Raw genomic sequence first — 20,059 nt, forward strand, 5'->3', positions numbered from 1 at the left:
CTTCCGATCTGTGGCCAGGCGCAACGCCGACTTGTCCACGCCGATGACGACGGCGTCCGCATGGCGGCGCGCCAGCTGCACGGTACTCGCGCCCGTGCCGCAGCCCGCATCGAGCACGCGCGGCCGCGGATCGCCGGCCAGCGCGCCGGCCAGCGTGTCGAACGCGAGCCGCGACGCGACGCCTGCCGGACGGCGGAACGGATGGCGCAGATGCCGCTGCACGAGCTCGGCCAGACGCGCGTGCGGGCCGCTCTGCGAGCTGAGGACGGGACGGGAGTTCGCGAACATCGATACGCGCCGACGGCCTGACGGAAGCCTTGGATTGGCCAGGGCATGAGTTTACATTCCCGCCTCCGCGCACCGCCGCGCTCCGGCCACGACATCATGGGCGACGCCCGCCGTTACTTCGACCTGCCCACGCCGTTCGCGATGAAGCGCGGCGGCCAGCTGCACGGCGCCCGCCTCGCCTACGAAACCTGGGGCGAGCTCGACGCGGCGCGCGCCAATGCGCTGCTGATCTTCACGGGACTGTCGCCGAGCGCGCACGCGGCCTCGAACGCGCAGGACCCGACCCCGGGCTGGTGGGAAGAGATGATCGGCCCGGGCAAGTACGTCGACACGCGGCGCTGGTTCGTGATCTGCGTGAACACCCTGGGCAGCTGCAAGGGTTCCACCGGCGCCGCGTCGATCGATCCGGCCAGCGGCCAGCCCTATCGCCTGAGCTTTCCCGAGCTGACGCTCGAGGACGCCGCTGAAGCCGCGCATGCGCTCGTCGAAGGGCTCGGCATCGAAAAGCTCGCCTGCCTGCTCGGCAATTCCATGGGCGGCATGACCGCGCTGGCCTATCTGTCGCTGCACCCGGACGCCGTGCGCGCGCACATCAGCATCTCGACGGCGCCGCAGGCGCAGCCGTTCGCGATCGCGATCCGTTCGCTGCAGCGCGAGGCGATACGCCTGGATCCGCAGTGGAACAACGGCGACTACTCCGACGAGCGCTATCCCGAAGCCGGCATGTCGATCGCGCGCAAGCTCGGCGTCATCACCTACCGCTCGGCCATGGAATGGGTCGGCCGCTTCGCGCGCATCCGGCTCGAATCCGACCAGCGCGAGGAAGAACCGTTCGGCGCGGAGTTCCAGATCGAGTCCTACCTGATCGGCCACGCGCGCCGCTTTGTGCGCAACTTCGATCCGAACAGCTACCTCTATCTGTCGCGTGCGAGCGACTGGTTCGACGTGGCCGAGTACGGCCAGGGCAGCGTGAGCGCGGCGCTCGCGCGGATCCGCCTGGAACGGGCGCTCGTCATCGGCGTGGAGACCGACATCCTGTTCCCGCTGAGCCAGCAGCAGGAAATCGCCGACGGCCTGCGCGGCGCCGGCGCCGCGGTCGAGTTCGTCGCGCTCGACAGCCCGCAGGGCCACGACGCCTTCCTCGTCGACATCGCGCGTTTCGGCGCGGCCATCGCGCAGTTCCTGGCCCGGCTGTAAGATCGGCGCGCTTCCGCTGACGGACACCGCCATGCTCACCCTGCAATTCCCCGGCGCGCAGCGCCTGGTCGAAGCCCTCGACCTCGCCATCTGCCGCGACTGTCCGACCGAGATCACCGACCAGCTGCGCCATACCCTGTGCCGGCTGATCCGCGATCCCGAGGTCAAGCTGCCGGACTGCGTGTTCGAGCCGGTCGGCGACCACTACGCGCGGCGCGAGCTCTACCGCAGCGAGGAACACGGCTACAGCGTCATCGCGATGACCTGGGGACCGGGCCAGGGCACGCCGATCCACGACCATGCCGGCATGTGGTGCGTCGAAGGCGTCTGGCACGGCCTGCTCGAGATCACGCCGTACGAACTGACCGGACAGGACGACAACCGCTATCGCTTCGAATCGCGCGGCACGATGATCGCCGGCGCCGGCTCGGCCGGCAGCCTGATCCCGCCGCACGAATACCATACGATCTGCAATCCCAGCGACGACGACGTCGCCGTCTCGCTGCACATCTACCGCGGCCCGATGACGAGCTGCAGCGTGTTCCGCCCGCTCGCCGACACCTGGTACGAACGCGACCAGCGCCAGCTGTCGCTCGACCAGACGCACTGACGCCGCGCGCCGCTCCCGCGCCGCGCGCTTTCCGCTATACTCGCCGCCCTACCGCGCCGGCCGTTCGAGCCGGCGGCACCTGTGCCGGTGTGGCGGAATTGGTAGACGCGGCAGACTCAAAACCGGATTAACAAAAAATCCGAGCGAAAATATCCAGTAAAGTCAGCAAGATATAGCTGGACAACCCGACCTGAAAGTCTTACACACTCCTTACACACTTTGGGGAGGTGTAGCCATGACTGACAAAAAGTCGGACACCGTTGAGACGCTAACGCTGCTCGACGGCAAAGTGCATCTCTACAAGCGCCCCCGGAGCCGGTACTACCAGTGCTCCACCTATATGGGTGGTCGCAACCTCCGCGTCAGCACGAAAGAAACCAACGTCGTCCTTGCCCGCGAATTCGCTCGCGACTGGTACATGCTCTGCTATGCGGCTGATCGGCGCCGCAAACGCGAGGCGCTGTCGCTGGACGGAACCGTCCAGCCCTCCCCCGCCGGAACCGGCGCGCCGGTCGAAGACCGGCGTCGGCGAACGCCGTCCCCTAAGCCAACCGGCCCCACCTTCCGCGAAGCCGCCGAAGCATTTCTCGATGAGTACAGGGTCATCACGCAGGGCGAGCGCAACGAGAACTACGTTCAAAGCAAAGACGACAACCTCCGGGTACATCTTCTGCCATTCCTTGGCGACCTGCCGGTAGCAGACGTCACCGCTGACGTCGTGCAGAGCTACCGGGTGCATCGCCAGACTTCCCGCATCGACAAGAAGACCGGTGAAGCCAAGCGCCCTGCCCGCAGCACACTGCATGGAGAAATCGTCACACTTCGCCAGGTGCTCAAGACGGCAAACCGCAAAGGCTGGATCAACGCCCTGCCGGACATGACGGTTGCCTACAAGGCCTCGGGCAAGATCGCGCACCGGGCGTGGTTCTCGCCCGAGGAATATCGAATCCTGTATGAGGCGACCCGTGAACGCGCCAAGAATCCGAAAAAGGAGCGTTGGCGCAGTGCCTGCGAAGACCTCCACGACTACGTGCTGTTCATGGGCAATACCGGACTTCGCCCGGATGAGGCATCGCGATTGCAGGACCGAGACGTCACCATTGTCAAAGACGATGCCATGGGTGAACGCATCCTTGAAATCGAGGTACGCGGTAAACGTGGCGCTGGCTACTGCAAGAGCATGCCGGGAGCGGTCCATCCCATTCAGCGCATTCGCCAGCGAAAAGCGCTTAAGCCCACTGACCTTATCTTCGGCAAGGTGCAGCGTGAGCTACTGAATACCATCCTTGACGAACTCAATCTCAAACACGACCGCGAAGGCAACCTTCGCACCGCATATAGCTTACGTCATACCTATATCTGCATGCGCCTGATGGAAGGCGCCGACATTTACCAGATCGCCAAGAACTGCCGCACCAGCGTCGAGATGATCGAGAAATACTACGCCTCGCACATCAAGACGACGTTGGATACTGCGGCAATCAATGTGCGCAAGTCGAAGACACCAGACGCTGCAGCAAAAGAGCGCGCGAAGAACGCGGCGGCATCGCGTAAGAAATCGCGATGACGGGCTACGTAAAGCAGCTATAGCTGAATCAGCGGTCCGCCGCGCACTAGATGGGCTAACCGGCGTTCAAAGCCGGCATATTGCGTTTCATAAACCCGTCGAACAGCGGCACCGTGAAAGCCGTATCGCCGTGGCTCGGGCTATACACCATGCCCTTCTTGATGAGCGACGCACGGGTCGGCGCAATCGTCGAAACTTCCTTGCCAAGAATGGCCGCGATATCGCCCGAGCGATGCGGCCCCGGCCCAAGCTCTGCCATCGCACGCACATAGCGTTTCTCTGCCGGAGTGAGTCGGTCAAACCGCACGCGGAAAAAGCTCATATCCAGCTCAAGCATAGCCGCACAGGTAGCACGCGTCGCATCCGCGCGCGCGATTGGACTGGCATTGGCGAGATTCCAGCAATGCTTGCCCCATTCCTGCAAGAAATATGGATAGCCCTGCGTCTGCGTGAGAATTTCCGCAATAGCGTCTTCCGCGTAGCTTGCCCCTTCCTCGGCTGCCGGCTTGCACAGCGCTTCGCGTGCCGCACTTTCGTCGAGTTTGTCGATGGTAACGAATGCGAACAATCGCTCCGCATACGACTTCGCACGTCCCATCTGTGCCAGCAGCTGCGGAAGCCCAGCAGCTACCATCAACACCGGCAATTGCCGCTGGCTCGTGCGGTGTAGTGCCGTGATGAGCGCAGCTAGCTGTTCCTCGGCGACGTATTGCAGCTCGTCGATCGCGAGGACCACGGCGGTCGCATGCTCGGCAGCCGCCTCGCCGACAGCCTCAAACAGGTCGATCAGGTCCGCCTGCAGGTCGCCGCTATCGGCTACGCCGGTCTCGGTGTCGAGATCCCGGCCCACCTCAATGTCCTGATAGCGGACCTTGAGTGCGCGCGCGAAACCGCCAAGCGCCCGCATCGCTTTGCCAAGCTTCTGTCGGAACGCCTCACCTCGGCTGATCTTGAGCAGCACACCCCGAATCGCCGGAATCAGCACGGCTGGAAGCGAACGGTCCTCCGGGGATTCTATCCGCACAACGAACAGACCTTTGGTTTCGGCTTCCAGGCTGATTTGATTGAGGAGCACCGTTTTCCCGACGCCGCGTAGCCCATAGAGAATGAAGCCGCGCGCTGGCCGGCCTTGCCGGATGCGGTCAAGAGCGACATCAGCGTCACCGAGTATCTGGTCACGACCCGATAGTTCGGGCGGCGGATAGCCAGCGCCGGGGGAATAAGGATTGCGTCTTGGGTCCATTTCAAGCGACCTTAGTACAAGTTAGTATAAAAAGATAAACTATACTAACTTCGCTAGTTATCAACCCTTTTCTCGGCCCCACGGAACGCGCGCAACGCGGACAGGGTGCGCGCCTCCCCTACTCTGGCCTTCCATCACTCACCGCGTCGCACACCCCATGAATGGCCCGGCCACGCCGGAGAACGCCGACGGTTCCAGATAGATCAGCACGAAGCCCGCCGTCACCGCCAGGAACCACGCGAAGACGGCAAAGGGCACGCTTGCCGCGCGGTAGGCCAACTGGGCGATCGGCGTGTACTCGCCGAACATATATGCGAGAAATCCCGCAATAGCATGCGGCATGTTCAAGGCGAGACCCAGCGAGATCGCCGCCGCCGCGAGCACATGCTGAACCGCTACACCGTGACCGTGCTCCGTGAGTCCGCACCAGAATTCGCGCATGGATGCAGCGGCGTTGGCATGGTCCACGACCGCCGGCGGATACGAACGCCATGCGTAGTAGATCAGCAGCGCAACACCGATGGCGTACGCGAGCGCCAGCCATTCGCGCCAGTCCTCGCGAACGGTGCGACCGCCCGAAATATCGCCGATAACGGCACACATCGAAGCGCTGACTTGGAACAGCGCGACCAAACAGGCGGCTAAGTAGTATTGCGGCGCGTGCTTCGCGAACACGAAGGCAGCACCTACGATCGCCAGAGAAAGCGCGACGGCTCCGAACATGAAAGGCCCGGCCTCTCCATCGCTGCGGTCTCCACCGCTACCGCCACGGTCACCATGACCGCTGCCGTAGTGGTTCGTATCGCGGGACTTGTCGATCTGCACGATGTTGCCGTTGCCGGCGATGTTGCCGTCACCGGTTACGGTGCTACCGATAATGCCGCCTGTGTTGGTTGTCATACTCATCCTCGTCGAATGGGTTCAGGTGCCGCAGCGATGCGTGCGGGCGTCTGTGTGCCTGGATGGCGTCTCACCATGTGCGACACGGGCAGCACCGACGTGCGGCACCATGAACGCTCAGCGCTTCAGCTTGAGATACGCCCGCACTTTCGACGTGGAATGGCCCACCTCGCGAACCGCCGCGCGCAGCTGTGCTTCCGTGACGCCAAGCTCTTTCGTCCAGTAGCGAACTTCGTGAGCCTGGTTGAGGTTGATGAGCGACGGGTCCGGCGGACCCGAATGCTTTGTGTCGTCCGTCATTTTCATTTCCTCGCTGATTGCCAGATGGCCGAACCAGCGTGCGCTCACGAGCCCGCTTGGACCATCGGAAGGGCCTGATTTTGGCCTGGGAAATTTCCGAGATTTCCGATGCAGTGGCATCCGCTGCGCCATTACTGGCAGGTATTCCTAGGAGAACCATCCCCTAGGCTGCCCATCACGACGACAGCCCGTTTGCGTCTGGTACGAGGTACCACCGGACATGCAAGGCTTCGCCCCGTGCGGGCGCGGCCATTCGGTTGCGATCCCTGACGCCTCCGGCAGCAAGTCGCTGCCTGCGCACTCCGTTTGCCGTCCCGTCACCGGCCACATCCGAACGCTCGCCGCTACGGCGTTTGCTCCGGCGTCACTGCACGGGTGCCGGGTCATGCCCCCGCCTTTCCTGAGTTCATCACCTTGCTCGCGACCATGGCCGGTGATGTCTGGCCGTCAAGGCGCGCGTGGCCGTGTCCTCGGCGTGCGCCTGCGGGCCGCACCACCCACGCACTTACCTCCTTGACCGCCAGCCCTTGCGCCGGCCCGGAAGGTCACGGGCGATGAACTCAGGAAAGACGGCGGCACAGAGGCGACCGGCCCAGGTCACTACGCCGGACAAACCAAAGCAAGAGCGGGCTTCCGAATCTAGGAATCCGGTCGGCGCGGAAAAGAAAGGCAGGCAAGTCATGTACCCACCGACACCGTGAGCCACCGGCTCAATGAACGACTTTCACCATTTCACTTTATCGCCCGCAATACGGGCAGGAGAAAACATCATGACCACTTCCATTTCTCATACTCCTTCGACCCTTCCGCTGCCGGTTCCGGCACAGCACCTGCTGCTGGTGCCGCTGTCGCTGCTGCGCCCATCCTCGCGCAACGTGCGCCGCGCCGGTGCCATCGGCATAGCCGAGCTGGCGGCCAGCATCGCCCGCGTCGGCCTGCTGCAAAACCTCACCGTAACCCTCGCGTGTGATGGCGAGCACTACGAAGTCGTCGCCGGTAGCCGCCGACTCGCGGCGCTTAAACTCTTGGCGAAACAGCACCGCATCACCAAGGACGCCGAAGTGCCGTGCCTGATGGTGGCGGACGTTTCCGCCCGCACCGCCAGCCTGACGGAAAACCTGCAACGCGAAGCCATGCACCCGGCAGACCAGTTTGCCGCGTTCGCCGCTCTCGTCGCCGAGGGCCGCACCGTGGAAGAAATCGCCGCCGACTTTGCGGTGACTCCGCTGGTCGTGCAGCGCCGCTTGAAGCTCGCCAACATTTCCCCACGCCTGATGGCCGACTACCGCGCCGGTGAAATCGCGCTCGATCAGTTGATGGCGCTGGCCATCACCGACGAGCACGAAGCGCAGGAAGCGTCCTACTACAACGCCCCGTCATGGAACCGCGATCCGCAGGCACTGCGCGCCCGACTGACCGAGCAGGAAATCGACGCCTGCCGTAACCCGCTGGCGCAGTTCGTCGGGCTTGAAGCCTACGAGAAAGCAGGCGGCGGCACGCGCCGCGACCTGTTCGCAGATGCAGACCACGGCATCTACCTGTCCGACAACGCGCTGCTCTACCGGCTGGCACAAGAGCGCCTCGATGCCGAGGCGCACACCGTACGCGCCGAAGGCTGGGCGTGGGTGGACGCCGTACCCACCATCACCAGCGCTGACCTGCATGCGTTCCAGCGCGCCCCGATGCAGGCGCGCGAGCCCCGCGCAGGCGAAACCAAACGCATCGCGGCCTTGCAGGCCAAGATGCAGCAACTCGGCGCCGCCATCGAGGAAGCCTTGGAAGCAGGCGACGACGCACGCGCCGATGCCCTGCACGAGCAGGGCGAGCGTGCCGGTGAACGCCTGCAAGCCATCGAGCGCGGCTTGATGGACTACAGCGCAGCGACCCGCGCCATGTCCGGGGCTATCGTCACCATCGGCCGCCGTGGTGAGATCGTCATCCATCGTGGCCTGATGCGTGAAGCCGAGGCCAAGGCCATGCGTCTGCTCGCCAAGGCACGCGACGGCGCGGAAGAACCCGAAGCCGACGATGCCGAAGGTGCGGCCAGCACACCGCGTCTGTCCGAAACGCTGACGCGCCGCCTCAGCGCCCACCGCACGGCAGCGCTCAGGGTCGAGCTTGCCCGAAGTCCGCACACGGCATTGGCCGCGCTGGTCTGCCACTTGCTGGAAGCGCAGGAGCATCCGGTCGCATCCTCCATGCCGCTATGCATCGGCCTGCGCCCGCAGCGCGAACTGGATGCCTACGCGCCGGATATGCCGGAGGCTCCGGCAACCGCCGCCCTGCAGGAACTGCGTGCGGCGCTGACGGGCAACCTGCCGGAAGATGGCGAAGCGCGCTTTGCGTACCTGCTGGGGCTGGAGCAGGACGCCTTGCTGCACCTGCTGGCGCTCTGCGTGGCGTCCTCGCTGAACGCGGTGACGTCTCGCGCCGACGAGGAACGCGCGGCACCGCTCGCGCAGGCCGTCGCGCTCGACATGAGCACGTGGTGGACGCCGACCGCCGAGGGATATTTCCGGCACATCCCGAAGACCGCGATTGCGGAGGCCGTGCGGGAGTTCGCACCGCAGCATGCGGCACGCCTTACCAAGCTGACCAAGGCAGGCAGCGCCAGCGAGGCGGAGCGTCTGGTCGCAGGCACCGGCTGGCTTCCGGCCATGCTGCGAGCTGCCACCAGCGACACGCCCACGGCCTAGCCCTACAACGCAGGCAAGCCACGCGCACGCCCGGCAGTCCTGTCGGGCGTGCGTTTCTGCGTCTGCGCAAAAAAAAAGCGGGCGCGGCTTTGGCCGCGCCCGGTTCACGTCAACGGCGCACCTGCCAAGCCGTTGCGCATGCAGGTTTCGCTGCCTGTTGGCCGTAGCGCCTGCTGTTCTCCTGGAGAGAACGCCGTACGACCTCGGGCCTTGGCGGGGATGGTTGGCGCGGGCCACGCGCCGATGGATGCAACTGGTCACGGGAACGAATTTCCCCGGCGCATGCGCGCCTTCCTCGCGAGGCAAATTCACCTGCCGTGCCAACAGCCCTCCACCACAGGTTACGTCCGCAAAAAGCGGTGCATCCGGCGCGTGCCGCTCCTTTCAGGCATCCCACAAGGCCGCGATGGTCGCGAGCCTTCACCAACAACGGAGAACATCATGACTACCATTGGCACATTCACGAAAACCAGCACCGGCTTCGGCGGCACGCTTCGCACCTTGACGCTCGACGTCAAAGCCAAGCTCGTCGCCCTCGACAAGACGAACGAGAACGCCCCCGACTACCGCCTCGTAGTCGCCGGCAACTACGAAGTTGGCGCCGCCTGGAAGAAGGTCAGCCAGGCCGACCGGCCTTACCTGTCGATCACGCTGGATGATCCGTCTTTCGCGGCTACCGTCTATGCCCGCCTGATCGAAGGCGAAGACGGCGTGCATACGCTCATCTGGTCGCGCACCAAGGCGGAATAGCCGCCATCGGCAGCGCCCCCGTTGCAACAGCGGCGGGGTGCTCTTCCTGCATCCGGGAATCTCAGCAGCTGAGATTCCCGGATGTACCATGCTGAAAACTCATTCAGGAGCACCACGATGGAGCTGTCAGCGGTCGTTGCCGCATTTACCCAGATCGTCAGTCTCATGGCCGATTATGCCGGTCAAAAGAGCAGCCGGGATGCACTGAGTGTTCAGGAGTTCACCGAATGGATGGCAACACACGGCCATGCTGACCTGATGCGCGCCATCGAGCGTAACCAAGCGATGACAGTCAGCGTGAAGGCAGCGTTCGCCGAGGGGCGTGACGAGTTGCTGGAAAAGCTCCGCGTCCTCGACGAGAAAATCACTGCCGTCGCCGCAGGGCTTGGCCCGCTTGATGACATGGCGCGTGCTATTTACCCGGAAACAACGCTTTCAACGCAAGCGCGTGAACTTCTGGTGATGATTGAGAGAAACCAGGCCGGAACGTTGATTGAAACTTCCAGTCGAACTGGACGCAATCTCTGGCTTGATGGCAGCGGAGCAGATGCCCAGTTTCGGCCCAGCGAACCGCGCTTTTATGACGCCGACCTTACTCAGCTCGTTGAATCGGGATTGCTCTCGCTTAGCCACAACAAATCCGGTGACCGCGTATTCCGCCCCACACGACTCGGCGCTCAAATCGGGAAACAACTCCTGAACGCATCAGCACCTAGCCAATAACGCGGCCCGCGCGGTGCGCGGCGCGTAAAATGCTGGAAATTCCGCTACGTCATGCTACGAAAGCAGCATGGAAAAACGCACGCGCACCGAGCTGACACTTGATGACACCCTCATCACCCGAGCGCGGGATCTGACGGGCATTCTCGAACTCGATGCACTCATCGCCGAAGCACTACGAGCCATCATCGCCCGCGAGAGTGGCCGCAGGCTCGCGCTGCTGGGCGGCAGTGAGCCGAAGGCATCCGCGGCTCCCCGCCGCCGCCCGAAGCGTAAATGATCCTCGTCGATAGTTCGGTCTGGATCGATTACCTGCACTGCAACGACGCAAAGCTGCGCACGCTGCTCGATGCAGGGCAAGTCCTCACGCATCCCTTCGTGATTGGTGAGCTGGCGCTTGGCAGCCTCCGCCAACGCAAATTCATCCTTCAGTCGCTTGATGACCTTCCGCAGGCGCTGCCCGCCCGCGACGAGGAAGTGATGGCATTCATCGAGCGCTATAGCCTTGTGGGCAAAGGCATCGGCTATGTCGACGCACACTTGCTGGCAGCCGCGCGCCTCAACGCCGCCCCGCTATGGACGCGCAACAAACGCCTGCGCGCTGTCGCAGAAAAACTCAAGCTGGCGGTGGCGTAGTCGTGGATCACAGCCGCGCGGAACGATAGAAAGATTGGCAAGTGAGAAAACGCAAACCCGCATCCGTGTCGCATGACGACTACGTAACCGACCGCATCAAGCGCGATCCCGAATTTGCCGCCCACTACCTCAAAGTGGCGTTCGAGGAAGCCACCGACGAAGACGGGCGGCATGTGCTGCTCGCCGCCATTCGGCAAATCGCTCAGGCGCGCGGTATCGCCAACGTCGCGCGCGCCGCTAGCATCAAGCGCGAAAGCCTGTCGCGTGCCTTATCAGCAAGCGGCAATCCGCGCCTCGATACCCTCTGCGCGGTCATGCACGCGATGGGCCTGCAGCTCACCGTTGAACCCTGCAAGCGCGTCTAGCGACGGCGGCTCATCCCGGCGGCCCGCGCAGCACGGCGATCAGTTGCGCCAGCGCGGCAATCAGTGCCGCCAGTGCGTGAATGAGTGCGACTGCGTCAGTCGGTGTCATCGGTTCCTCCCTTGTATCGGCGCGAGCGATGCGCCATGTGACGAGAGGCAGAGGGCCGGTTCACCACACGCATGGCAGGCAAGGCCGCGGTTAGCGCCGCGTCCGGCGGGGCAGCTGCACGCGCGTGAGTGAGGAAGCGCACCGCCTTGCCTGCAATGTCGTAACCGGCAATGTCACGAGTCCACCGGCGCACCGACCGCCTACACAATTGGGACGAACCGCGTCACCCGATGCGATGTTCTCAGGAAGTACGCCGTTGCGTGAGCGCACGCAGCAGCACGTCGCGCGAGGGGAGTGCATCGTTGCGGCGCAACGCCGCCCTGAGATTCACGAGATCCTGCTGCCTTCCGAGCCGGTCGGCAAGACGCTCCAGCGTTACCACCGACGGCATCGTCTCCAGCGCTTCGCTCAGCACCCAGCGCGCCTTTGCGCGCACCGCGGGAAGTCCGTCACGCGCAATTTCTTCCAGGCATTCCAGTTGCAGGCGTAGCCGCCGCACGCGCCTACGCCACCGATGGCGCAATGCTGCACCCGGTCGCTCGCGCGCGTCGCGCTCAGCCTTTTGCATCCGCGCGGCACTCGCGCGCAGGGCCAGCAGCACCGTTTCGTCGGCAAGCGAAGTGAACTGCGCGCCCGCAACGGTTCTTGCGACCCGCAAAACACGCTTGCGCAATCCCGCAAACCCGGGGTCATCCGCCAGCATCGCCTCCAATCGGGTATCGCGTTCCTGCTTGAGCGCCGCATGCAGCGCGCGCCAGGCGTCGCCATGCTCGGCATGGTGCCGCAAACCAGCAACCGTTTCGGTTGCGACATGCGCATCCCGCAGCCGCGAGAGCCTTTTTCCCACGCGCCGGATCGTTGCATCAGCAGCATCCACGAGTTCGGGTGCGGCGCTACGACACAGCGCGATCACCGACCGGAACCGGCGCACGGCTTTGCGTGCCTCGTGAACCGCGCCGTGCGGATGCCTGTGGCGCTTCAAATGCTCGCCGATCCGGTAGAGCTGCGCCAGCGCATAGGCCTGTAATGCCGTACCCAGATCGGAAGCTCCGCTGGAATCTTCCGGCGGCATGTCGGATTCCGGAAGCATTGCATCCATCCAGCGCACTGAAACGAAAGTGAAATCCTACACCGTTTATGTGGCCGCCCGTTGCGCCGCATCCGTGCGCTGGTTCCCGGCATACGTATCGCAACCGCCAAGCAACAGCGCTTGACTGCAAAACAGGTGGGGCCGTACTTGATCTCATCGGCGTTCGCACGCTGGATCACTTTGTCGTCAACAGGCCGCGAGGCAGTTTTCCTTCACGCAGCGCGGCCTGCTGTAAAACGAACGGCGCGATGGTCGTTTTTATGCGCCCAACAAGTCAGCGAGCCCAAGAGCTTCGCTATCACTGCTGTATTTACCGAAAGCTCAACACGCCCAGATGAAATTGCAATGAGAACATTGGACATACGGTGGGGACTCGTTTCCATCCAGGCTTGCGACGACTTGAACGGCAACCTTGACTGGAAACGGAACCAAGTGTCGGGCGATGGAAAATACGTGCTCCCAAGCGCTCGGCATTGTTTGCGCGGCCATCCCTAACACAGCATCGCAGGGCTGAAGGAGTTTTTGCTTGCAGTGTCGTCGGCAACTTGGGCATTCACGATCGTTAGACGCCGCCTCGAGCATGGCATCCATGTGTCTTTCCAGATAAAGTTCGTGAACCTTGAAGATAAAATTCATGTCGTATCACCTCGTCGACGTTCGATACCTCAACGCTCTTCGACCGGTGCAGCCGGAACGATCTGCTGCCGTCTAGGTAGCGCGGTAATACTCCTCCGACGCATCCATCACGCTGTTGATAACGGCTACATTGATGCCGCCACAAATCAGCGGCCCGAGAATCGGCGCCCAACGACCGAATGCATTAGCGATCGTCTTGCCGAAAAGCTGCTTGGCCGCATAGGGCACGTATGCCTGCCCGAGCGTCGAAAGGCTTGTTGCCGATGAGCCAATCAAGCTGCTTCCAAGTGTGCTGGAGGAAACATGCACACCGATGCTGTTCGCTGCGCTGGCAAGCATTCCGGCAGCGGGAGCAGCTACCGCGCCGCCTTTCGCGAGGGCAAGCCCCTTGATGTCGAGTTGGCCGGACCAGACGCCGAGAATGAGCTTGAAATCGTGCTCACTTGGCGTGCGGCCGATTGCCCAACCGGTTGCAAGTGCGCTGGTGCTCATCAAACGGAGCAGTGCCACCGTCTCTGCAGGGAGTGCCACCAGCCCTATAGGCCCGAAAAATGTCGGTAACGCCAACGCCGCAGCCTTGGCAAACTGCTTGGCTCGCAGTGCGCCGAGACTGCAATCTTCAGCAACCTCTCGCGCATCCTGGGGTGAGCTTTGCAGCTCGGTGATCGCTGTCTCCAGAAGCGACAGCGCTTTCGCCTTCGCGTCATCAAGTCCCATGGCCTTCTCCCAAACGGTGTGATGAGTCAGAAAAAGATGCCCCGGAGATGCATTCCGGGGCAGAACCAGTTCCTCTTCGACTGGGGGCTACATCGCCTCGCCACCATCCCCATCAAGCATGGCAGCACCGGCCAAGAACCCTGCCGGACCAAGCACAGCGGCGCAGAGCGCCCCCACTGCGACCCCCTTGACGACTCGGGAAATACCCTCGAACGGGCGATCGCAATTGAGGCAGTAGTAGTTGTCGAACAGGAAGCCACTTTCTCCGGCACGCACGTTCCCGCTCCCGCAATTTGGGCAAGCCATGACATTTCTCCTGGGAAATAAATGAGTTGCGAGAACGGCTAAGCCGCCTCGGCGCATCACTGCGCGAGTTGGACGCTACTCTCGCCTCAAGGGCGTGTCAACGATGAATCGGTGGATTTCGTCGTTTCATATTGCTGCGCTGCAGCATTTACGTCTTTCTGGGCGACCTTTGGGGCTCGCTTCGAGCCCGTCGCCGCCAAACAGTCCGAACAACAGAGCCTTCATCGACGCCTAGCGCCTCGAATTCTTGCTCCTCACGTGCTAATGCTTCAGATTTCACCGGCAGCGGGCAGTCTTCCGGCAGCTCGTTATTCCGCAGCCAGTTCGACAGCCCCATATACAGCGAATAGTCGAGCCGGCGAAGATCTGGCCGTGTCAAGCCAGTCGCGTCGGCACGCAAAAAAGCACCGTAGTGTCGTTTTATAAAAGTAACCGGAGTGTCGTCCGGCTGCTTGTCCGTCTTCCAGATCGCCGGGGCCACCTTTGGTAAGGAATCACGCAAGCTTGCAGCGTGCGACATCGCCCCGGTGGAACGCATTTCCGGCGTGGCTACGTCAACGGCTTTGTCGTGTGACAGCAGCGCATCAATGATACGCTCGGTCATCGCCTCACGCTGATCGGCAGGGTACTCTGCAGCGTCAAACGCTTTCCCAAGCGAGCTTCCAATAAGCTCCCTCAAAATAGCGCGCTTTTCACTGTGAGGCTTCGATTCGATGGCATGACCGAGGATAGAGATTGCACGTATCTCCACCATGAAGTCAGATTGCAGCAAACGCTGCAACAGGTTTCTTTCATTTACCGAAAGATTTAGGTCGAGCGATAATTCGGCCAACCGCCGCACCGCGTTCATTTCGATGCGAAGGCCCGCCTTCTCAATCGCCTCGGAACCCTCGAGTATTTGCTTATTTTCAAGCGCGCAGTCCGCGATAAGAGAAACAAGCGTGCTGATCTCTTCAATCGCGCCGCGATCCTTTTCGGGTGCCAAACAATAGCGCTGTACGGCGCTCAGCAGTTTTGGTGCCCACGTCGGACCGACACGCATGAGGGCATCAAGCAATGCGGCCGAATTGCGAAGGGTATGCAGCGCGTCTTCCGAAAGTGCGGAATACGGCTCTTTCTCCCGATCACGATGGAGCCGTTTCCCGGCGAATGCCCCTAGCGCAGCGCCAACAGGGCCTAAGGCCGTCAAGCCAACCAAGGCGCCAATGGTCGGAATAATTCCGAGGCCGCGCGCCGCTTCGACCTTCCTTTGATTGACCGTAATCAGTTTCAGAGCGGCGAAATACTGATTCGGTTCGACGAGGCTTTCGTTCTGGCAGACAAGCAGGAAGAACTTCGCAAATGCGTCTCGGTCGCTCCCGACATAGCGAAATGAATCGCGCAAAGCGTCCATCATGCGCTCAGTTCGCGCAACCTGATGGGAGTCGTCGTGCACGATCAGATTGGCAAAACTCGCCAGGAAATCGAGCGGCAGCTTGCGACGCCGGATAACCCCCAGGGCTATGTCTGCCGCCATTGCCTGAAGACGCCGGTCATACGTCAAATCCGTAAACAGCGGCAACTCATGGTCGGCGGCGACGGCATGGTGTTCTTCACCAATCATGGTGTTCTTCACCAATGCTGCGGGCTAGCTGCTCAACGAGCGCGCGCCGCGATCCCTCGTTTTCAAGAGCTGCACTCCACCGTCGCCGCTCAAATTCGGAAATCGGCCCTGCATGCCGGGTGTCGCCAGACGGATACGAATAGCCACGTTCCCGCTGCGCGAGTTCGGCATATGACGCGACGACCGTATCTAGCCGCGCACGAACACGCACGCTTCGCCGCTCGCGGAACGAAGACTCATACTCCGAAAGCACGATGACCCCGAACGTTTTAAGATCGACCTTGCCGTCACCACGAATCGCCTCCAGGAAGCGCCGTTCGTTCGCCGAAGCGACGTGAATGCAGTAATACGCCCAAAGGCCATCGGAATCTCTTGCACGCAATCCGTGTATCAGGTGCCCCTGCGTTCGTTTCACGATAGCCAGCCGTCGCATGACATCATCCGGCTGCATGCCCGCCATTTCGTCAAATCGCGCATCGACCGACCACCGCCCGTCCGCAGTCTGCGGATGTTGCTCGCGGTACAACGCCTTGATATGTGCCCAGAACATCATCGCCAGAAAATCGTGCGACGTACCAATACGCTCTACATCATCGCGACTTTCGGGAACGATGAGTTCGCGAGGCGGCGTAAGCCCCAACTGGCCTGAGAAAATATCTTCTAGTGCGCGGTCGATATGAAACGCCTCGTCCGAAACAGTCGAGCCGTCCTCTGGTGAAACGGTGACAATGGGGCGGCGATAATAATTGCTTGAGCGCTTAGCATCGAACGCTGCAACCGAATCGTTAGCTGGAGCATAAATGACACGCTCCAGAGCCACATTCGCGCCAGTGATAATGCTCTGCGTCACATCCGTAACACGTGCGGGCGAATCGAGCGCTGCAATCAATCGGCGCGCATCTTCTATCCATTTCGTACCCGCCGCGTTGGCGATTTCCAATACGCTGAATTGCTTCTCGCCCCGGTCCAACGGCGGCATTGCCTCGCGACCGTCCGGCGAAGTCTGTAGGGCAGCGGAGGATGCGTTCTGACCCATACGCCTCTGCAATAGTGAAATTAGAACCGCAACGCCGGTTCGTGGTTGCCTTACTCACGCCCCGACAGGGCGTCCATTCTAGTGCGTAAATGCCTCACAAACGTGAAAGCTTTCCAGAAGTTCGGCATAAGTTATTGATAAATAAGTCCCTAAGGGGCGCTGCCCCTGGCGCAGCGCAAGGGTGAAGCGCTGACGCGCCGCCCCAGCGGTATCCCCAACCTTCCTTCGCATGCGCTCCGTGCCAGGCCGGGTGATCCCCCTCCCGCCGGGCCGCCCTTGCGCTTTTCCTCCCCGGCCTCGCCGGCGGGCAACCGGGGTTGCCATCCGCAACCCCAGCCCGAAGGAGAAAGGCCATGCACGCCAGCGCTGCTACATCCACCACCCGCGTTGATGTTTACACCCGCGTCACCGAGAAAATCATCGCCGACTTGGAGAACGTCCGTCGCCCGTGGCACAAACCATGGACGGACAATGTCGCAGGCACTCCCGCCACCATGCCGCTACGTCACAACGGCGTGGCATACCGGGGCGTCAATGTCCTGCTGCTGTGGGGCGCCGCCATCGAACGCGGCTATCGTGCGCCCATCTGGATGACCTTCAAGCAAGCGCAGGAACTCGGTGCCCATGTGAAGAAAGGCGAAACCGGCACGCCCATCGTCTACGCCAACCGCATCACCGCCACCGAAACCGGCGAGAACGGCGAAGACGAGGAACGGCACATCGCGTTCATGAAGGGCTATACCGTCTTCAACGTCGAACAGATCGAAGGTCTGCCCGCACAGTACCAGCCGCCCGCAGCCGCATCAGCTATACCGCTTCCTGAAACCCTCGTCGCCGCCGAACGGTTCTTTGCCACCACCGGCGCAACGTTCCGCCACGGCGGCAACCGCGCCTGTTACAGCCGTGCAGCGGACGTGATCCAGCTCCCGCCACTCGCCGCCTTCCACGATGCCGAAAGCTACGCCGCCACCAAGGCGCACGAGCTGGTGCATTGGACCGGCCACGGCACCCGCCTTGCACGCGAATTTGGTAAGCGCTTCGGCGACAACGCCTATGCGTTCGAGGAACTGATCGCCGAACTCGGCGCGGCCTTCCTCTGCGCCATGCTCGGCGTCACGCCCGAAATCCAGCCCGACCATGCGGACTATCTCGCCTATTGGCTTTCCATCCTGAAAGCCGACAAGCGCGCCATTTTCACCGCCGCCGCACAGGCTCAGGCCGCGGCGGACTTTCTCCACAGCTTGCAGTCAAGCCAATAAGCACGTTCGAGTGTGGCGATCCCGTCACCGAAGGCGACGGGATCGCAGCTTGCTTTCCAGCCAGATTACGGGAGCTGGCGTCCCGGACTACTTCACTTCGCGCTTCAGCGAATGCATTCCCGTGCTTCAGAGTGCGCACGAAATTACACAAGCACCAGCGCAGATCACCCAACATTGAAGATCACCAACGCATGCGATGCAACTCGGCGCACACTTCGCTAAGCAGCGCCAGTCATAGCTCTTTACCCGTTGCTCCGTTTCAATAGCTATTCCTTCAGGATTCTGCGCAGCAATGAAACGAGCGGAAACCAGGTGAGTGGCAATGTCGTTTCTCACCGAATACAGCGCAACATCGAGTTCCGGTAAATCGACCCTATCGATGACAGAGTTTCGCGTCGTCACACGTGCTGTTAGCATCCCAAATGAGAATGGCACAGCGAGCGCACAGTCGTCCCAGTTACTTCCCTCTCTGGTGCTGAAGTATCCGAGCAAGTCTCTTGCTCCAAAAACGCCGGTTTCGATGCCTCTTGGCGGCTGATGCCAGTTGTAAACGCTTCCGATCGCGTCCCTGCATAGAGAAATTTCTTCGAAGGAAAGAACTTTCTGGGCAGAGCAATTGCAGTTGGTCGGCTCCATTTTTCTTCCTCAAAAAGTCGATTGGGGCGCCGTGGCGTCGAGAGCGTCGAACTCATCGACCGCGGCGGATAAAAGTCTATCATTTAACCAAAAATAATCTTTTGTGTGCTGCCCGTTAACCGAAAATTAGGGCTTTTCTGGCAGGCTCGGGGTAGGAATCTTTCGGGGGCTACCATCGAAACACCGCGCCACAGCGATGAACGAGACAGCACGGCTCGGCAGGAAACTGCCGAGCCGGAGGCTAGCCTCCGCGTCGAACTGATTGGCCGCCTGACCGCGGCCAGCTTCGAGCTGGAAGCGCGCCTCGCGGAAATTTCGCGCGCCGCCGGCGTCGCCGGCGGCGTGGGTGAAGCCAGAGCCCAGCTCGCACAGCTCACAGCGCTAAGCCGAAGCGTCGCAACCGCCTCCCCGGCATCCCTCGCCACCTTGCGCACGGAAATCACCGCCAACCTGACCGCCGCCACAAACCTCGCACAGCAGATCAAGACCGAGGCGACCACCGGGCAGGCTGCCCGCGCCGCCGAGTTCGCCGCCATCAACGCGGATACGCGTCGTACCGTCGAATCCTTGAGCGCCGACCTCTACGAGCGACGCATCTTCGCCCCCTACCTGAAATTCGACTCGTCGCAAGACGAAGCCGACTACCGCGAGCGGGAAGCCGAACGGCAGCGCTACATCGCCGAGCAGATGGCGAAGAACACGCCGCAAGGCAACCTCAATGCTGGCGGCGCCGTCGCAGGCCAGATGCTCGATGCCGAGACCCACGGTGCGGGCGAAAGCCCCGACTTCGCCCCGCGTTGGAACGAACTGCGCGAGCAACTGCGCAAACAACGCCGAACGGTCGAGTCCGAAGGGCTATCGACCGAGGAATACGACCGTAACCTGCGCGCCAACGTCCACCGCTTCCTCGCAGCCAAGGGCGTGCCGGAGGCCGAGATCGACGCAAAGCTCAAAGCGGCCACCGATCCGCTGGATGCGGCTCAGCCGTATCTGGCAACAGTGAAAGACGCCGAAAGCCTCAAAGCCGAGCTGGGCGCCGATGCACCGCCCGCTGGCATCACCGCCAACCCGGCAGCTCCGAGCACGCCTAACCTCTCGCAACAACCCCAGCTCGGTACGCTTGCGGCCACGCTGCAAATAAGCGGCGTCATACTCACCGACGCAGCCCGACCCGGTGGGCATGGATTGACGGCAGCCATCACCGCTACGAAAACCGAAGGGCGCACTGCCTAGGGAAGGTCTGAATAAGCCCTCGTCACCGCATGCCAGAAGCTCGATTTGCGGAACCGGCATCGAAACCAGGCGCAAAGTTGCCAAAATCTCGCCGCGAAAGCCGCTGTTTGCGGCTTTTCGTCTTCAATAAGCCATCTGCGGACGCAACTTCCCCGTCAGAGC

Annotated in this window: 20 protein-coding genes; 11 read left to right on the forward strand and 9 right to left on the reverse strand. The window is 62.1% G+C overall.

Annotation, left to right across the window (positions count from 1 at the left end):
• A partial coding sequence (locus NON22_RS07650; protein ID WP_257386343.1) for a class I SAM-dependent methyltransferase occupies positions 1 to 288 on the reverse strand: 288 nt, incomplete at its 3' end.
• Positions 289 to 384: 96 nt separating this feature from the next.
• Between NON22_RS07650 and metX the strand changes: the two genes are divergently transcribed.
• The 3 genes from metX to NON22_RS07665 all read left to right on the forward strand — a co-directional run bounded on the left by metX (position 385) and on the right by NON22_RS07665 (position 3,662).
• Positions 385 to 1,485 carry a homoserine O-acetyltransferase MetX gene (metX, locus tag NON22_RS07655; protein ID WP_257386361.1) on the forward strand — a complete coding sequence of 367 codons (1,101 nt, stop codon included), beginning with the start codon at positions 385 to 387 and terminating at the stop codon, positions 1,483 to 1,485.
• 31 nt (positions 1,486 to 1,516) lie between these two features.
• Positions 1,517 to 2,095: a cysteine dioxygenase family protein gene (locus tag NON22_RS07660; RefSeq protein WP_257386344.1), complete on the forward strand. Its 579-nt coding sequence runs from the start codon at positions 1,517 to 1,519 to the stop codon at positions 2,093 to 2,095.
• Positions 2,096 to 2,330: 235 nt separating this feature from the next.
• Positions 2,331 to 3,662 (forward strand): tyrosine-type recombinase/integrase, encoded by a 1,332-nt coding sequence (locus tag NON22_RS07665; protein WP_257386345.1) that lies wholly within the window; start codon positions 2,331 to 2,333, stop codon positions 3,660 to 3,662.
• A 55-nt stretch (positions 3,663 to 3,717) separates the two neighbouring features.
• Here NON22_RS07665 and NON22_RS07670 read toward each other — a convergent pair whose 3' ends face one another.
• The 3 genes from NON22_RS07670 to NON22_RS07680 form a co-directional block, all read right to left on the reverse strand.
• Positions 3,718 to 4,905, reverse strand: coding sequence for an ATP-binding protein (locus tag NON22_RS07670; RefSeq protein WP_257386346.1), 1,188 nt, complete (start codon positions 4,903 to 4,905; stop codon positions 3,718 to 3,720).
• Between the two features lie 138 nt (positions 4,906 to 5,043).
• The gene (locus NON22_RS07675; protein ID WP_257386347.1) at positions 5,044 to 5,805 is read right to left on the reverse strand and encodes a hypothetical protein; all 762 of its coding nucleotides are present in this window, start codon (positions 5,803 to 5,805) and stop codon (positions 5,044 to 5,046) included.
• A gap of 117 nt (positions 5,806 to 5,922) precedes the next feature.
• Entirely contained in the window at positions 5,923 to 6,153 is a 231-nt protein-coding gene (locus NON22_RS07680; RefSeq protein WP_425507959.1) for a DUF3606 domain-containing protein, read from the reverse strand.
• A 722-nt stretch (positions 6,154 to 6,875) separates the two neighbouring features.
• Between NON22_RS07680 and NON22_RS07685 the strand changes: the two genes are divergently transcribed.
• The 6 genes from NON22_RS07685 to NON22_RS07710 all read left to right on the forward strand — a co-directional run bounded on the left by NON22_RS07685 (position 6,876) and on the right by NON22_RS07710 (position 11,272).
• Entirely contained in the window at positions 6,876 to 8,801 is a 1,926-nt protein-coding gene (locus NON22_RS07685) for a ParB/RepB/Spo0J family partition protein (RefSeq protein WP_257386348.1), read from the forward strand.
• A gap of 441 nt (positions 8,802 to 9,242) precedes the next feature.
• Positions 9,243 to 9,551, forward strand: coding sequence for a DUF736 domain-containing protein (locus tag NON22_RS07690; protein WP_257386363.1), 309 nt, complete (start codon positions 9,243 to 9,245; stop codon positions 9,549 to 9,551).
• Positions 9,552 to 9,668: 117 nt separating this feature from the next.
• On the forward strand, positions 9,669 to 10,274 hold the full coding sequence (locus NON22_RS07695; RefSeq protein WP_257386349.1) for a hypothetical protein: 606 nt from the start codon (positions 9,669 to 9,671) through the stop codon (positions 10,272 to 10,274).
• 67 nt (positions 10,275 to 10,341) lie between these two features.
• Positions 10,342 to 10,551, forward strand: coding sequence for a type II toxin-antitoxin system VapB family antitoxin (locus NON22_RS07700; RefSeq protein ID WP_257386350.1), 210 nt, complete (start codon positions 10,342 to 10,344; stop codon positions 10,549 to 10,551).
• Positions 10,548 to 10,907 (forward strand): PIN domain-containing protein, encoded by a 360-nt coding sequence (locus tag NON22_RS07705; RefSeq protein WP_257386351.1) that lies wholly within the window; start codon positions 10,548 to 10,550, stop codon positions 10,905 to 10,907. The genes NON22_RS07700 and NON22_RS07705 overlap by 4 nt, the downstream gene beginning before the upstream one ends.
• 41 nt (positions 10,908 to 10,948) lie before the next feature.
• On the forward strand, positions 10,949 to 11,272 hold the full coding sequence (locus tag NON22_RS07710) for an addiction module antidote protein (RefSeq protein WP_257386352.1): 324 nt from the start codon (positions 10,949 to 10,951) through the stop codon (positions 11,270 to 11,272).
• A 350-nt stretch (positions 11,273 to 11,622) separates the two neighbouring features.
• Here NON22_RS07710 and NON22_RS07715 read toward each other — a convergent pair whose 3' ends face one another.
• From NON22_RS07715 to NON22_RS07730, 4 genes are all read right to left on the reverse strand, one after another.
• Positions 11,623 to 12,453 carry a CHAD domain-containing protein gene (locus NON22_RS07715; RefSeq protein ID WP_257386354.1) on the reverse strand — a complete coding sequence of 277 codons (831 nt, stop codon included), beginning with the start codon at positions 12,451 to 12,453 and terminating at the stop codon, positions 11,623 to 11,625.
• 726 nt (positions 12,454 to 13,179) lie between these two features.
• Positions 13,180 to 13,824, reverse strand: coding sequence for a hypothetical protein (locus tag NON22_RS07720; protein WP_257386355.1), 645 nt, complete (start codon positions 13,822 to 13,824; stop codon positions 13,180 to 13,182).
• 454 nt (positions 13,825 to 14,278) lie between these two features.
• Positions 14,279 to 15,745: a hypothetical protein gene (locus NON22_RS07725; protein ID WP_257386356.1), complete on the reverse strand. Its 1,467-nt coding sequence runs from the start codon at positions 15,743 to 15,745 to the stop codon at positions 14,279 to 14,281.
• Positions 15,723 to 16,769, reverse strand: a complete 1,047-nt coding sequence (locus NON22_RS07730; protein WP_257386357.1) for a hypothetical protein — start codon at positions 16,767 to 16,769, stop codon at positions 15,723 to 15,725. Before NON22_RS07730 ends, NON22_RS07725 begins: the two co-directional genes overlap by 23 nt.
• Before the next feature lie 353 nt (positions 16,770 to 17,122).
• Here NON22_RS07730 and NON22_RS07735 point away from each other — a divergent pair, with 353 nt between their 5' ends.
• On the forward strand, positions 17,123 to 18,028 hold the full coding sequence (locus tag NON22_RS07735) for an ArdC family protein (RefSeq protein ID WP_257386358.1): 906 nt from the start codon (positions 17,123 to 17,125) through the stop codon (positions 18,026 to 18,028).
• A gap of 126 nt (positions 18,029 to 18,154) precedes the next feature.
• Here NON22_RS07735 and NON22_RS07740 read toward each other — a convergent pair whose 3' ends face one another.
• Positions 18,155 to 18,664, reverse strand: coding sequence for a hypothetical protein (locus NON22_RS07740; RefSeq protein WP_257386359.1), 510 nt, complete (start codon positions 18,662 to 18,664; stop codon positions 18,155 to 18,157).
• A 105-nt stretch (positions 18,665 to 18,769) separates the two neighbouring features.
• On the opposite strand from NON22_RS07740, the gene NON22_RS07745 reads away from it, so the two are divergent.
• Complete coding sequence (locus tag NON22_RS07745; protein WP_257386360.1) at positions 18,770 to 19,897, forward strand: hypothetical protein; 1,128 nt, start codon at positions 18,770 to 18,772, stop codon at positions 19,895 to 19,897.
• The last annotated feature ends 162 nt before the right edge of the window (positions 19,898 to 20,059 follow it).

Source organism: Tahibacter caeni (assembly GCF_024609805.1).
Classification (GTDB): domain Bacteria; phylum Pseudomonadota; class Gammaproteobacteria; order Xanthomonadales; family Rhodanobacteraceae; genus Tahibacter; species Tahibacter caeni.

Coding starts and splice junctions, on each gene's coding strand:
- metX (WP_257386361.1), top strand. CDS start 385: ATGGGCGACGCCCGCCGTTACTTCGACCTGCCCACGCCGTTCGCGATG.
- NON22_RS07660 (WP_257386344.1), top strand. CDS start 1,517: ATGCTCACCCTGCAATTCCCCGGCGCGCAGCGCCTGGTCGAAGCCCTC.
- NON22_RS07665 (WP_257386345.1), top strand. CDS start 2,331: ATGACTGACAAAAAGTCGGACACCGTTGAGACGCTAACGCTGCTCGAC.
- NON22_RS07670 (WP_257386346.1), bottom strand. CDS start 4,905: ATGGACCCAAGACGCAATCCTTATTCCCCCGGCGCTGGCTATCCGCCG.
- NON22_RS07675 (WP_257386347.1), bottom strand. CDS start 5,805: ATGACAACCAACACAGGCGGCATTATCGGTAGCACCGTAACCGGTGAC.
- NON22_RS07685 (WP_257386348.1), top strand. CDS start 6,876: ATGACCACTTCCATTTCTCATACTCCTTCGACCCTTCCGCTGCCGGTT.
- NON22_RS07690 (WP_257386363.1), top strand. CDS start 9,243: ATGACTACCATTGGCACATTCACGAAAACCAGCACCGGCTTCGGCGGC.
- NON22_RS07695 (WP_257386349.1), top strand. CDS start 9,669: ATGGAGCTGTCAGCGGTCGTTGCCGCATTTACCCAGATCGTCAGTCTC.
- NON22_RS07700 (WP_257386350.1), top strand. CDS start 10,342: ATGGAAAAACGCACGCGCACCGAGCTGACACTTGATGACACCCTCATC.
- NON22_RS07705 (WP_257386351.1), top strand. CDS start 10,548: ATGATCCTCGTCGATAGTTCGGTCTGGATCGATTACCTGCACTGCAAC.
- NON22_RS07715 (WP_257386354.1), bottom strand. CDS start 12,453: ATGCCGCCGGAAGATTCCAGCGGAGCTTCCGATCTGGGTACGGCATTA.
- NON22_RS07720 (WP_257386355.1), bottom strand. CDS start 13,824: ATGGGACTTGATGACGCGAAGGCGAAAGCGCTGTCGCTTCTGGAGACA.
- NON22_RS07730 (WP_257386357.1), bottom strand. CDS start 16,769: ATGGGTCAGAACGCATCCTCCGCTGCCCTACAGACTTCGCCGGACGGT.
- NON22_RS07735 (WP_257386358.1), top strand. CDS start 17,123: ATGCACGCCAGCGCTGCTACATCCACCACCCGCGTTGATGTTTACACC.
- NON22_RS07740 (WP_257386359.1), bottom strand. CDS start 18,664: ATGGAGCCGACCAACTGCAATTGCTCTGCCCAGAAAGTTCTTTCCTTC.